General features: G+C 64.5%; 11 protein-coding genes. 7 read left to right on the top strand and 4 right to left on the bottom strand.

The window, feature by feature from the left end; all coding sequences use genetic code 11:
* Position 1 precedes the first annotated feature (1 nt).
* From FBZ93_RS28365 to FBZ93_RS28355, 3 genes are all read right to left on the bottom strand, one after another.
* Positions 2 to 1,552 (bottom strand): ABC transporter permease/substrate-binding protein, encoded by a 1,551-nt coding sequence (locus FBZ93_RS28365; RefSeq protein WP_146990514.1) that lies wholly within the window; start codon positions 1,550 to 1,552, stop codon positions 2 to 4.
* Positions 1,549 to 2,337: an ATP-binding cassette domain-containing protein gene (locus FBZ93_RS28360; protein ID WP_146990512.1), complete on the bottom strand. Its 789-nt coding sequence runs from the start codon at positions 2,335 to 2,337 to the stop codon at positions 1,549 to 1,551. Before FBZ93_RS28360 ends, FBZ93_RS28365 begins: the two co-directional genes overlap by 4 nt.
* A gap of 161 nt (positions 2,338 to 2,498) precedes the next feature.
* A complete protein-coding gene (locus tag FBZ93_RS28355; RefSeq protein ID WP_074131807.1) occupies positions 2,499 to 2,714 on the bottom strand; it encodes a hypothetical protein in 216 nt (71 codons plus the stop codon).
* 228 nt (positions 2,715 to 2,942) lie between these two features.
* Here FBZ93_RS28355 and FBZ93_RS28350 point away from each other — a divergent pair, with 228 nt between their 5' ends.
* From FBZ93_RS28350 to FBZ93_RS28330, 5 genes are all read left to right on the top strand, one after another.
* On the top strand, positions 2,943 to 3,779 hold the full coding sequence (locus FBZ93_RS28350) for a metal-dependent phosphohydrolase (RefSeq protein ID WP_146990510.1): 837 nt from the start codon (positions 2,943 to 2,945) through the stop codon (positions 3,777 to 3,779).
* A gap of 125 nt (positions 3,780 to 3,904) precedes the next feature.
* A complete protein-coding gene (locus FBZ93_RS28345; protein ID WP_246667686.1) occupies positions 3,905 to 4,615 on the top strand; it encodes a hypothetical protein in 711 nt (236 codons plus the stop codon).
* Between the two features lie 40 nt (positions 4,616 to 4,655).
* Complete coding sequence (locus tag FBZ93_RS28340) at positions 4,656 to 4,928, top strand: DUF3551 domain-containing protein (protein ID WP_146990508.1); 273 nt, start codon at positions 4,656 to 4,658, stop codon at positions 4,926 to 4,928.
* Positions 4,929 to 5,047: 119 nt separating this feature from the next.
* Positions 5,048 to 5,317 carry a DUF3551 domain-containing protein gene (locus tag FBZ93_RS28335; protein WP_146990506.1) on the top strand — a complete coding sequence of 90 codons (270 nt, stop codon included), beginning with the start codon at positions 5,048 to 5,050 and terminating at the stop codon, positions 5,315 to 5,317.
* A gap of 306 nt (positions 5,318 to 5,623) precedes the next feature.
* Positions 5,624 to 9,391: a C2 family cysteine protease gene (locus FBZ93_RS28330; protein ID WP_146990504.1), complete on the top strand. Its 3,768-nt coding sequence runs from the start codon at positions 5,624 to 5,626 to the stop codon at positions 9,389 to 9,391.
* A gap of 33 nt (positions 9,392 to 9,424) precedes the next feature.
* On the opposite strand, the gene FBZ93_RS28325 is transcribed toward FBZ93_RS28330, so the two are convergent.
* A complete protein-coding gene (locus tag FBZ93_RS28325) occupies positions 9,425 to 10,348 on the bottom strand; it encodes a ketopantoate reductase family protein (RefSeq protein WP_146990502.1) in 924 nt (307 codons plus the stop codon).
* Between the two features lie 168 nt (positions 10,349 to 10,516).
* Here FBZ93_RS28325 and FBZ93_RS28320 point away from each other — a divergent pair, with 168 nt between their 5' ends.
* Entirely contained in the window at positions 10,517 to 11,332 is an 816-nt protein-coding gene (locus FBZ93_RS28320) for an ABC transporter ATP-binding protein (RefSeq protein WP_146990500.1), read from the top strand.
* Positions 11,332 to 12,117, top strand: a complete 786-nt coding sequence (locus tag FBZ93_RS28315) for an ABC transporter permease (protein ID WP_146990499.1) — start codon at positions 11,332 to 11,334, stop codon at positions 12,115 to 12,117. Before FBZ93_RS28320 ends, FBZ93_RS28315 begins: the two co-directional genes overlap by 1 nt.
* Positions 12,118 to 12,128: the final 11 nt, after the last annotated feature.

Below are 12,128 nucleotides of genomic sequence, written 5' to 3'. Positions count from 1 at the left end.
TTCAGCGCGGCCCGACCTTCTCCCACAGCCAGCGCGCCACGGCGTCGGGCGATGATGATGCATCATTGCCCGACGCGCGCAGGTTGGCCTCGCGCATCGCGGCGATATCGATCTTGCCGAGCAGCGGCCGCAGCGCCGCCTTGAGCGCTTCGTCATCGCGCCGCTTCGGCGACAGCAGCACGATGGCGTCATAGGGCGGGATCGCGTGCCTGTCGTCCGCGAGCGTGACAAGGTTGTATTTCGCGATCAGCCCGTCGCTGGTATAGCCCGCGATGACGTCGACCTCGCCGGAGGCGACCGCGGCATACATGAAGTCGGGCTGCATCGTGCGCTGGGCGCGGAACGACAGCCCATAGGCCTTCTGGATGCCGGCCCATTCCGGCCGCGAGAAGAATTCATAGTCGCCGGCGATCGACATCGTCGCGGCGTGCGAGGCGAGGTCGGCGATCGAATGGATGCCGAGCTGATCGGCGCGCGTCTTCGGCATGACAAGCGCATAGGCATTCTCGAAGCCGAGCTCGCCGAACAAAGTGATGTCCTGCTTCGCCAGCGTCGTCTTCAGCTCGCTCAGCAGTTCGGCGCGGGGCCTGATGTCGCTGTGGTAGAACTGGTTGGCCCACAGCGTGCCGGAATAGTCGACATAGACGTCGATATCGCCGGCTGCGAGCGCATCGAAGATCACGTTGGAGCCGAGGCCGGCGCGGGTCGTCGTCGGCAGACCGGCCGCTTGCAGTCGCTGCGCCATCAGCGCCGACAGCACATATTGCTCGGTGAACGTCTTGGCGCCCACCACGTAGCGCGCGTGCGGACGTGCGAGCGCCGGAACCAGCGTCGCCGCGATCAGCGCGGCAATGCCGAGCCCGCCGAGCGCGGCTCGGATCCGGCTGCGATTGCGCAAGCCGTTCTCGATCAGCGCCAGCAGCTGGTCGACGACCAGCGCGAGCACCGCGGCAGCGAAGCAGCCGAACAGCACGAACACCCAGTTCTGAGTCTGCAGCCCCGCGAAGATGTAATTGCCGAGGCTGGTCTGGCCGATCGGCGTCGACAGCGTCGCGGTGCCGATCACCCACACCGCGGCGGTGCGGATCCCCGCCATCATGACAGGCAGCGCCAGCGGCAGCTCGACCATGGTGAGCGATTGCCGCGGCGTCATACCGACGCCCTCGGCGGCCTCCAGCACCGCCGGATCGACGCCCGACAGGCCGGTGATGGTGTTGCGCAACACCGGCAGCATCGAATAGAGCGCGAGCGCCAGCACGGCCGGCAGGAAGCCGAAGGCGGAGAAGCTGAAGCCGAGCCAGGCCGCAGTCACGGCGGCGAGCGCCAGCAGCAGCGGATAGAACAGCGCGAGCAAAGCGAGACCGGGCACGGTCTGCACGATGCTGGCAAGCCCGAGCAGCGCGCCGCGCAGCACCGGCCGGTTGCGGGCGATGATCGCAAGCGGCAGGCTGATCAGAAGCCCGAGCGCCAGCGCGGCGACGCTGACCCGGACATGATTGCCGAGATAGTCGGGCAGATGCGCAAGCGCCTCGCTCCAGCGTGGATCGCTCATGCCGTGCCGTCCCGCGGCAGCAATGCGCCGAGGCGCTCGGCCTGCCGCCGCGGCGTGCGCAGGAGTTCGCCGACATAGCCGTCGGTGTTGCGCGCAAGCTCCGCGGCGCTGCCCAAGGCGAGCAACCTGCCGCCGCGCATCACAGCGACGCGATCGGCCAGCAGCAGCGCCTCGGTCATGTCGTGGGTGATCATGACCGTGGTCAGGCCGAGCTCGCGGTGCAGCGTGCGATAGTCGTCACCGAGGGCGTCGCGGGTCAGCGGATCGAGCGCACCGAACGGCTCGTCCATCAGCACGATGCGCGGCTTCGCGGCCAGCGCACGCGCGACGCCGACGCGTTGGCGCTGGCCGCCGGAGAGCTCGTGCGGCAGGCGGTCGCGGTGCTGGGCGCGGTCGAGCCGCACGAGGTCGAGCAGTTCGTCGACCCGCGCGGAGATCTCCGCCTGCGGCCAGCCGAGCAGTCTTGGCGTGATGCCGATATTGCCGGCGACCGTGAGATGCGGAAACAGCCCGCCGCTCTGGAAGACATAGCCGATGCGGCGCCGCAGCAGGATCGGATCGACGCGGCTGACGTCTTCGCCCTCGACGGCGATCTGGCCGCGGTCGGCTTCGATCAGGCGGTTGGCCAGCCTGAGCAGCGTCGTCTTGCCGGAGCCCGAGCCGCCGACAACAGCCAGGAATTCACCCTCGGCGACGTCAAGCGAGACGTCGTCGACCGCCACCACGCGACCATTGTCAAAACTCTTGCCGACATGCGCGTAGGCGATCAGCGGCGTTGCGGGCATTCTCTGGCCATTCCTGGGCGACCTCACCATCGTGAACGACAGTGATAGCCCATAAAATGGACTTTGACTTGAGCTGCACGCGCCTGCATCACGCGGTTTCGCAGGCCGTCCCAGTTGGGCAGACGAAGCGGGTCAGCCCCTTCGGGGGCTGTGAGCACACATCACACTTCGTTCTTGGGTACGTATTTGCCCATGATGCACTTATAGCTTTGCAAGCGCCAATCGTGATACGGCCCCTTGGCGAGCCAGTCGGCGATGCCGATTTGGGCACTCACGGCGCAGGCGCCCATGGTGATGCCGGATTGGTCGCTGTTGGTGACGACCTTTTCCATGCAGAGCTGAGCATTGCAGAGGATGGCGACGAGCGTAACGAGCATGATGGTGTTTATCCGTAGGATTAACCCGGTCTGAACCGAATCATGCACGGTTCATGCCATTATCAGCGACTTTGGTGTCACAGCCGGCAAGACCGGGATAGTACGGCTGAACGAATCGCACGCCCGCCAGCGCGTAGCCGCACGCCCGTAGATACGCTATAATTGCTCCCCAACTACGACGAGAGATCGGGGCGAGTGAGGAACGTTGCGCGGTCGGGGGCTGCATCGATGATGACGTTACCTGAGTTGGCGGCAGGTGCTTTGGAGAAGTTTCTCGCCACCCATGTCAGCCGCACTTTCGGGGCCTCGCAGGCCCGGTTCGGCGAACTGTTGCCGGCTGCCGCACGCATCGCGCTGGAATGCATCGGCAACAGCGATGCGCTCTACCACAATGTCGAGCACACGATGCTGGTCACGCTGGCCGGGCATGACATCATCCGTGGCCGCGCGCTGCACACCCATGTCACCGCGGAGGATTACACCCACACCATCATCGCCTGCCTGACGCACGACATCGGCTATGTGCGCGGCCTGCTGAAGGGCGATGGACCGGATGGCTACGTCATCGATGCTTCCGGCAAGAAGGTCGTGCTGCCGCGCGGCTCGTCGGATGCCGGCCTGATGCCGTATCACGTCGACCGCTCGAAGCTCTATGTGCTGGACAGGCTCGAGGCGGTGCTGCCGCTCGATCGCGAGCGCGTCGCGCGCAACATCGAGGGCACGCGGTTTCCGTCCCCCGAAGGCCAGCAATATGACGACGAGGCGGCGATCGTGCGGGCGGCCGATTTCATCGGGCAACTCGGCGATCCCAACTACATCAGGAAAGCCAACGCGCTCTATCACGAGTTCGAGGAGGTCGGCATCAACCGCCAGCTCGGCTATGAATCGCCGGCGGATATCGTCGACCGCTATCCGCAATTCTACTGGAATATGGTTGCGCCGCACATCCAGGGCGCCATCAACTGCCTGAACATGACGGCAAGCGGCCGTCAGTGGATTGCGAACCTCTACAGCAACGTGTTCCGTGCGGAGCGCGAGGTCACTCTGTCCGGCCCGCAAATCTGACGCAAGGCGCGAGGGCCGCGGCCTTTCGGCACGGCTTGCCCTGCGTCCCCCGGTCGATTGCGGTGCTTCCACATTTAGGCCTGCTTCTTCGTTGCACAGTCCGTGGAAATCGGCGACCTTGCGCCATGGACCTCTCCAACGACCGTGTTCTCGACCGTTTCAGCATGATCTCCCGTTTCGCTCAATTGACTGCGGTTGCCGTCGTCTGCTGGCCTGCGCTCGCGGTGGCCGCCGGCCCGGTCTACGACGTCGACCTGTATGCATTGATGTCCGGCACCTGCCGCAACGTCACCGTCGCCGGCCGCAACTATAGCTGCAAGGCGGTGGCCTATTTCCACACCCTGCGCGGCCGTTCCGAATTCACCGTGGTGCTCGACGATCCCGCCGACAAGAGCCACATCGTCTCGTTCTCCGGCGAGAGCACCGAGCGCACCCAGGACAATCTGTTCGAGCTTGCGGTCGACCGCATGTTGCTGAAGTCGAGCGACCGTCCGCGGGTCGACGGACTGCCGGTGCCGCTGGTCGAGATGTCGACAGGCTCCTGCCGCCAGGTCGGAAGCTTCGTCACGCGGCAGGTGTCGACCATCACCTGCGCTGCCACCGACCAGAACGGCAGGAAATACGATCTCAGCTTCGAGTCGGACGGCTCGCCGATGACCCTGCGCCGGTTGCGGCAATCGACGCTGCCGTCGGAGCGGCAGCGGGCGCGTCAGATCGCGCAGCTCGAATGCCGGCTCAAGGCGCGTGCCGCGCAGGTCCTGCCGCGGGACACGACGGCGTTCATGATCCGCTGTCTGGGTGAAGACGACGGCAAGCCGGCCGGCGAACAGCGATAGCCGGGCCCGCGCGGTCCGCACCAAGCTGGAGGAGCACGCGATGCGCTTGAAACTCACCATGCTCGCCGCCATCGGCGTTGGCATCGCCGGGCCCGCCGCCGCGCAAATGTACGATCCGAATTATCCGGTGTGCATGGAAGTCTATGGCGGCCGGCTGACGCCCGAATACATCGATTGCAGCTTCACGTCGCTCCCGCAATGCCAGGCAACGGCCTCGGGACGATCGGCGACATGCTCGGTCAATCCCTTCTACAAGGGCCCGAGAACGCAGCCGAGGGAGCGGGGCAAGCGACACCGCCAACCGACCAACTAGCACGCTCGCGCATCGGCGGGTCGTCAGCGTATAATGGTCTGCAGGGCCGGCGCGCCGCCCGTGATGTTGACTAACTCCGGCAGTTGTGAGGAACCTCCCGCCACGACAAGGAGAGACCGATGCGCCTGAAACTGTTCGCGATCGCCACAGCAGCGGTCGCCCTGGCCGGGCCTGCCGCCGGGCAGGCCTACGATCCGAACTATCCGGTGTGCATTCACGTCTATCAGGGCAAATACGGCGGGAGCTACATCGATTGCAGTTTTACCTCGATCCCGCAGTGCCAGGCCTCCGCTTCAGGCCGCGGCGCGGTCTGCTCGGAGAATCCCTTTTTCGCGCCGCCGCCGCCCGCGCAACGCCGGGCGCACCGCGGCCGGCATCACGCGCGCTGACACGGCGCCGCCCCGCACATCGAACGCCAGCCGCAAGGCCTGCGCCTCGGGGAAGCTGCACCCGGCCGCGATCCCCGGCCGCGGGCGCGGTATCAGGCAGACATTAACGAATCTTCACGATAATGCGGGTTCCCTTGGTTGACGGCCGCGTTCGGCAAGATCGACACACGCCTCGAATTCGGCGACAACTAACGCGATAGTTACATATTTCATTGCTGGATTCGTCTCGACGGGACGCATGCACCCTCGCCAGGATCGGCCTGGTCGGCAGCAATCAGATCGCGTCAAGACTTGCGAAGGAATTCCATGACTGCAAGCTGGGTCTATTCCCTGGTCGACAGCGGCATCAAGTCCGACATGCTCAACTTTGCTGCGGACGGGGTTTTCACTTACGCCGAAGCCTACGACGTGCTGGCCGATGTCGCCAATCGCGGCAGCGTGACCGCGAATGAGTTGAACTCGCTGCAGGTGATTGCGGCCAATCTGAACAGCGGTCTTTCCACATCGGACTATGTCTCCCATCTTTTCCTCCAGCTCGTTGACGGCAATCCGGCGAACGCCACCTGGACGGGGGGGAGCACGGTACATGTCACGTTGGGCAATCTGCAGGTCGGCACGACGTCGACGCAGATGTCCGAGCTGATCGGAAAGTGGTTCTTGGGAACCGATCTTCCGGATCCGACCTTGCCGCCGGATGCGAACGGCTGGAAATTGCAGGGCTACAGCACGGTTGTCGGGCCGCTGTATTCTTCGGCGGGCGCAGCCACCGTCAATGACATCTGTCAGGGAGCGGACGGCGATTGCGAGCTGATGTCGGGATTGATCGACGTCGTCGTCTTTCATCCTCAGGTCATGAGCTCGATGTTCGTCGACAATGGAAACGGCACCTATGGCGTGCGCTTCTATGTCGGTGGGCAGGAGACCTGGGAAACCGTCAACGACGTGTTTCCGACAGTCAATGGGACCGAACTCGACTATGGCCACAACTACAATGAGCAGCCTACTGCAATGTGGGTTGCCTTGGTGGAGAAGGCGTACGCACAGCTCAGCGCAACGGGGCAGATCGGGCACCCCGCGGTCAACAGCTACAACAACATCTCCGCGGATCCTCCGACCAACGTCCTGGAGAACCTGACCGACGCGACGAGCGTCACCTATTACATGAGTAGCGCGTCCAATTGGTATAGCAACAAGTCTGTCTATATCGCGGCGCTCTCGAGCGGCGACGATGTCATCCTCGAAATCCCGTCAACGTCTCCCTACACGTATGACAGCGCCGGAAATATCCAGCTGGTCCCGGATCACGCTTTCGGGGTCGTCGGCTACGACAGCGCCACCGGCAATTTCATCGTTCGCAATCCATGGGGCAACAGCTATCCCGGCCAAAACTGGGATGTGCAATTCGAAGTATCGCTTACCCAGATCGCCAGCGAGGGCGGCGACTTCGTGATCGACAATTCCGCCGCCGTCGACGTCGCGCCGACGGTGGTCGTATCCAACATCACCGGCCGCGTGCAAACCTCGCTTGCAGCATCGTCCATCTTCTATGTGACGAGCGGCACCCTGCCGGTGACCGAGTATGCGCTCTGGGACTCCACCGGAAACGGCCACTTCACCGTGGGCGGTGTGGCGCAGGCGAACGGGGTCGAGATCGACGTCGCGGCCTCACAGTGGTCCAACATTGCCTATCAGTTCGGTCCCGCGAGCGACCAGCTGTGGGTGCGGGCGTTCAATGGGGTACTCTGGAGCGCATGGAGCCAATTCACGGCAACTCCGGAAGGGCCCGTCGAGACGGTCGCAAACATGACGGCATCGCACGGCCAGAGCTTTGCCGTGTCGTCGATGTTCACCTACTACGACCCGTTCGGCCTCGCAGCCACCCAATACGATGTCTGGGACGCCGGCACCGGCGGTGGTCACTTCGTTCTGAACGGGGTGGCGCTTGCCGCCAACCAGGACAACTACATCACGGCCGCGCAGCTGTCGTCGTTGACCTATCAATCGGGCTCGGGCGCAGACACGCTCTGGATCAGGGCCAACGACTCGACGGTGTGGGGGCAGTGGTCGAACGCCTTTACCGTCACTGCTCCGGTCGACAGCGGTCCCGTCGCGATGGTGTCGAACATCGTCGCGGCTCACGGCCAGAGTTATGCGGCCACGTCCCTGTTCACCTATTACGACCCGTTCAGCAGTCCGGCAACGCTGTATGACGTCTGGGACAAGGGAACAGGCGGCGGACACTTCGTCCTGAACGGGGTGGCGCTGTCGGCCAACCAGGACAACTACATCACGCCCGCCCAGCTGGCGTCGCTGAGCTATCAATCCGGCTCCGGCACCGACACACTCTGGATCCGCGCCAATGACGGCACGTTGTGGGGCGCGTGGTCCAGCCCCTTCACCGTCAGCGCTCCGGTCGACAGCGGGCCTGTCGAGGCGGTGTCGAACATCATCGCGCCTCACGGCCAGAGCTATGCGGCCTCGTCGCTGTTCACCTACAGCGATCCGTTCAACAGCCCGGCCGTCGAGTACGATGTCTGGGATAGCGGCACCGTCGGCGGACACTTCGTTCTGAACGGAGTGGTGTTGTCGGCCAATCAGGACAATTACATCACGGCTGCTCAACTGGCTTCGCTCAGTTACCAATCCGGCTCCGGCATCGACACGCTCTGGATCCGAGCCAATGACGGCACGGTGTGGGGAGCGTGGTCGAGCGCCTTCACCGTCAACGCTCCGGTCGACAGCGGGCCTGTTGAGACGGTATCCAACATCATCGCGCCTCACGGCCAGAGCTATGCGGCCTCGTCGCTGTTCACCTACAGCGATCCGTTCAACAGCCCGGCCGTCGAGTACGATGTCTGGGACAGCGGCACCGTCGGCGGACACTTCGTGCTGAACGGAGTGGCGCTGCTGGCCAACCAGGACAACTACGTCACGGCCGCGCAGCTCGCGTCGCTGAGCTATCAATCCGGCTCCGGCATCGACACGCTCTGGATCCGGGCCAATGACGGCACGGTGTGGGGGGCGTGGTCGAGCGCCTTCACCGTCAACGCTCCGGTTGACAGCGGCCCCGTCGAGACGGTGTCGAACATTGTTGCGGCTCACGGCCAGAGCTTTGCGGCCTCGTCGCTGTTCACCTACAGCGATCCGTTCAACAGCGCTGCGGTCCAATATGACGTCTGGGACACGGGCACAGGTGGAGGGCACTTCATTCTGAACGGAGTGACGCTGTTGGCCAACCAGGACAATTACGTCACGGCATCCCAGTTGGCGTCGCTGACCTATCAATCCGGCTCTGGCGCGGACACGCTGTGGGTCCGCGCCAACGACGGCACCGTCTGGGGAGCATGGTCAAGTGCGTTCACTGTGACTGCGCCGGTCGACACGGGTCCCGTTCTGACTCCGACCCATGCGAGCACGCTGTCCGTTCAAGGCCAGACGTTCGCGGTGTCCTCGCTCTTCAGCTATTCGGATCCGTTCGGCAGCGCGGCGACATCGTATGATGTCTGGAACAGCGGCGGAGGGAACGGCTACTTCACGCTGAACGGCGTTGCCCTTGGAGCAAACCAGGACAACATCGTCTCGGCCGCGCAGCTCTCCCAGCTTGCCTATCATGTCGGATCGGGTACCGACACGCTCTGGATCAAGGCCAATGACGGGACCGTCTGGGGTGCCTGGTCCAGCGCTTTCACAATCAGCGATCCCTCGATCATTGCAGCCGGACAGACCCTCGAGCTTCCATCAGCTAGCTCGGCGCAAATCTCCTTTGTATCGGACTCCGGGACGCTCAGGCTCGACGATCCCGCCAGCTTCTCCGGCACCGTCGCCGGCATGACGGGAGCCGACGCGATCGATTTCGCCAATATCGATTTTGCGGCCGGGCAGACCGTGGGCTTTGCCGGCAACAGCGCAGGCGGATCGGTCACGGTCTCGGACGGCGTCCACGCCGCCAGCATCGCCTTGCTCGGAAACTACATGGCATCCACCTTCGTCGCCGCGAGCGATGGACATGGCGGCACGGCCATGACGGTGCATCCCGATCAGGTCGCAACGCTCGCCCCGCCGCAACATGCGTGAGCAGGGCTGCGGCTGCAAGTCGCGGTCGCCTGCCTACGCAGGCGTGCCCATCGCATAGGGCTTCAGCACCGCATAAAGGAAATCGTGCGTCGGGGTCGGCACGCCGAGCTTGCGGCCGAGCTCGACCACCTTGCCGTTCAGCCAGGGCAGTTCGAGCCGGTTGCCGCGCTCGAGATCGAGCGCCATCGATGCCTTCATCGCCGGCGGCGCGTGTCCGATGAAGTCGAGCACTTTCGCAAGCGGGTCCGGCGGCAGCTTGATGCCGCTGGTATTGGCGATGGCGATGATCTCCTCGCAAGCCGATACGAACAGCGGGCGCAGATCGGGATCGTCGCGCAGCCTGCCGATCGGCTGCCGCGTGACCGCGGTCATGCCGGCATTGGTGGCGAGGCCTACGAACTTCATCCAGAGCTCGGTGTTGATCTGCTCGCTCAGCGTCGCATCGAACCCGGCCTTCAGGCAGAGCTCGAGCAGCGCCGTGCCGCGCGGCGTGATGCGGCCGTCGAGCTCGCCGAAGATCATCCGCATGAAGGTGCCGACCTGGTTGATCACGCCGGGCTTGATGATCGAGGCCGAGATCTGCGCCACGCCGCCCATCACGGCGTTGCGGCCCAGGATCGGGATCAGCCGGTCGGGCGCGTCGATGCCGTTCTGCAGCGGGATCACCGCAGTATCAGGACCGACCATCGACTTGATATGCTCGCCTGCGCTCTCGACGTCCCATAGCTTGACGCAGAACAGCACGATATCGACCGGGCCGACGCTTGCGGGGTCGTCGGTCGCCTGGGTCGGGACCAGATGACTTTCGCCGCGGCCGCCCTGTACCTTCAGGCCTTCGCTGCGCATGGCGGCGAGATGGGCGCCGCGCGCGATAAAGGTGACGTCGGCGCCGGCATGCGCGAGGGCCGCACCAAAGCCGCCCCCGACACCTCCGGCACCTACCACTGCGATCCGCATGATGATCTCCTTCTACCGCGTTGGCCCACAGCCTCGACGATGTTGTTGCAATGCGCAACCCGATTTGCCTGAAAACCGCGTGACCACGGCCTGCGCCATCTTCATGCGTTGAACTTGCCGGCCCGAACCGGTAAGCCATCTCCGAAAATTTCGGGAGGAATCGTGGCGATGACGGAGCCGACGGCGGTCGCGCTTGACGGTGCGACGGTGGCGTTTCGGTTGGCGGACGGTCGCGTCTATACCGCGGTCGAGCAAGCCAATCTTGCGGTCGATCATGGCGAGTTCGTCGCCATTGTCGGGCCGACCGGATGCGGAAAGTCGACGCTGCTCAACGTCACCGCGGGGCTGTTGAAGCCTGCCGCAGGAACGGCGCGGATCTTCGACAAGCCGCTGAACGGCCTCAACCGCGACGCCGGCTATCTGTTCCAGGCCGATGCGTTGTTCCCCTGGAAGACCGCGATCGACAATGTCGCGATCGGGCTCGAGATCCGGGGCACGCCGCGCAGTGATGCGCTCGCGCGGGCGGAGAGGTGGCTGACCTCGGTCGGGCTCGGCGCCTTCGCTGGTCGCTACCCCCACATGCTATCCGGCGGTCAGCGCAAGCGCGTCGCCCTCGCGCAGGTCCTGATCCGCGATCCGAAGATCCTCTTGATGGACGAGCCGTTCGGCCCGCTCGATGCCCAGACCCGGCAGATCATGGGCAATCTGCTGCTCGAATTGTGGACCGCCGACCGCAAGGCGGTGCTGTTCGTCACCCACGATCTCGAGGAGGCGATCGCACTGGCCGACCGCGTCGTGATCATGTCGGCCGGCCCCTCCGCGCGCATCATCGGCGACTGGCGCATCACGCTGCCGCGGCCGCGCGACATCGCCGAGATCAGGATGGAGAAGGATTTCCACGCACTGCACCGCGAGATCTGGGGCGTGCTGAAGGACGAGGTGATGAAGGGCTATGTGCAATCGACGCAGGCGGGGGCCGCCTGATGTCGCGCGTCACATTGCTGGCCCTGCAGGTCCTGGTCGCCGTCGTCACGCTGGCCCTGTGGCAGGTCTTTTCCACCGTGCCGGTTTTCGGCAAGGTGCTGCTGCCGCCGTTCTTCTTCTCCAACCCGGTCGACGTCTTCAGCCAGATTGTAAAGTGGTTCTCGACCGGGGTGATCTGGAAGCATCTTGCGATCACGCTGTGGGAATCGATCCTCGCCTTCGTGATCGGCTCGGCCGGCGGCATCCTGGTCGGCTTCTGGTTCGCGCGGCAGCCGCGCGTCGCCGCGGTGTTCGATCCCTATGTGAAGATGGTCAACGCGCTGCCGCGCGTGGTGCTGGCGCCAATCTTCGCGCTGTGGTTCGGGCTCGGCGTCTGGTCCAAGGTCGCGCTCGGCGTGACGCTGGTGTTCTTCATCGTGTTCTTCAACGTCTATCAGGGCGTCAAGGAAGTGCCGACCACGGTGCTCGACAACGGCCGCATGCTCGGCATGAACGAGCGGCAGCTGATGCGGCACGTCTATTGGCCGTCGGCGCTGTCCTGGATGTTCTCCTCGCTGCACACCTCGGTCGGCTTCGCCGTGGTCGGCGCGGTGGTCGGCGAATATCTGGGCTCCGCGGCCGGCCTTGGCTACCTGATCCAGCAGGCCGAAGGCGTGTTCGACGTCGCCGGCGTGTTCGCCGGCATGTTCGTGCTGTCGGCCTTCGTCATCCTGATCGATATGGCGGTGACGGTCGTGGAGAAGCGGCTGCTGGTGTGGCGGCCGACGCCGGCAGCGCGGGATTAGGCTGATCGTCA

The organism is Bradyrhizobium macuxiense, from assembly GCF_007993935.1.
GTDB classification, from domain to species: Bacteria; Pseudomonadota; Alphaproteobacteria; order Rhizobiales; family Xanthobacteraceae; genus Bradyrhizobium; species Bradyrhizobium macuxiense_A.
This window is presented reverse-complemented; position numbering and strand designations above follow the sequence as displayed.

Bases quoted from the DNA above. Each gene is read 5' to 3' on its own strand.
- FBZ93_RS28315 (WP_146990499.1), top strand. From the start codon at position 11,332: ATGTCGCGCGTCACATTGCTGGCCCTGCAGGTCCTGGTCGCCGTCGTC.
- FBZ93_RS28355 (WP_074131807.1), bottom strand. From the start codon at position 2,714: ATGCTCGTTACGCTCGTCGCCATCCTCTGCAATGCTCAGCTCTGCATG.
- FBZ93_RS28330 (WP_146990504.1), top strand. From the start codon at position 5,624: ATGACTGCAAGCTGGGTCTATTCCCTGGTCGACAGCGGCATCAAGTCC.
- FBZ93_RS28335 (WP_146990506.1), top strand. From the start codon at position 5,048: ATGCGCCTGAAACTGTTCGCGATCGCCACAGCAGCGGTCGCCCTGGCC.
- FBZ93_RS28345 (WP_246667686.1), top strand. From the start codon at position 3,905: ATGGACCTCTCCAACGACCGTGTTCTCGACCGTTTCAGCATGATCTCC.
- FBZ93_RS28365 (WP_146990514.1), bottom strand. From the start codon at position 1,552: ATGAGCGATCCACGCTGGAGCGAGGCGCTTGCGCATCTGCCCGACTAT.
- FBZ93_RS28350 (WP_146990510.1), top strand. From the start codon at position 2,943: ATGATGACGTTACCTGAGTTGGCGGCAGGTGCTTTGGAGAAGTTTCTC.
- FBZ93_RS28325 (WP_146990502.1), bottom strand. From the start codon at position 10,348: ATGCGGATCGCAGTGGTAGGTGCCGGAGGTGTCGGGGGCGGCTTTGGT.
- FBZ93_RS28340 (WP_146990508.1), top strand. From the start codon at position 4,656: ATGCGCTTGAAACTCACCATGCTCGCCGCCATCGGCGTTGGCATCGCC.
- FBZ93_RS28360 (WP_146990512.1), bottom strand. From the start codon at position 2,337: ATGCCCGCAACGCCGCTGATCGCCTACGCGCATGTCGGCAAGAGTTTT.
- FBZ93_RS28320 (WP_146990500.1), top strand. From the start codon at position 10,517: ATGACGGAGCCGACGGCGGTCGCGCTTGACGGTGCGACGGTGGCGTTT.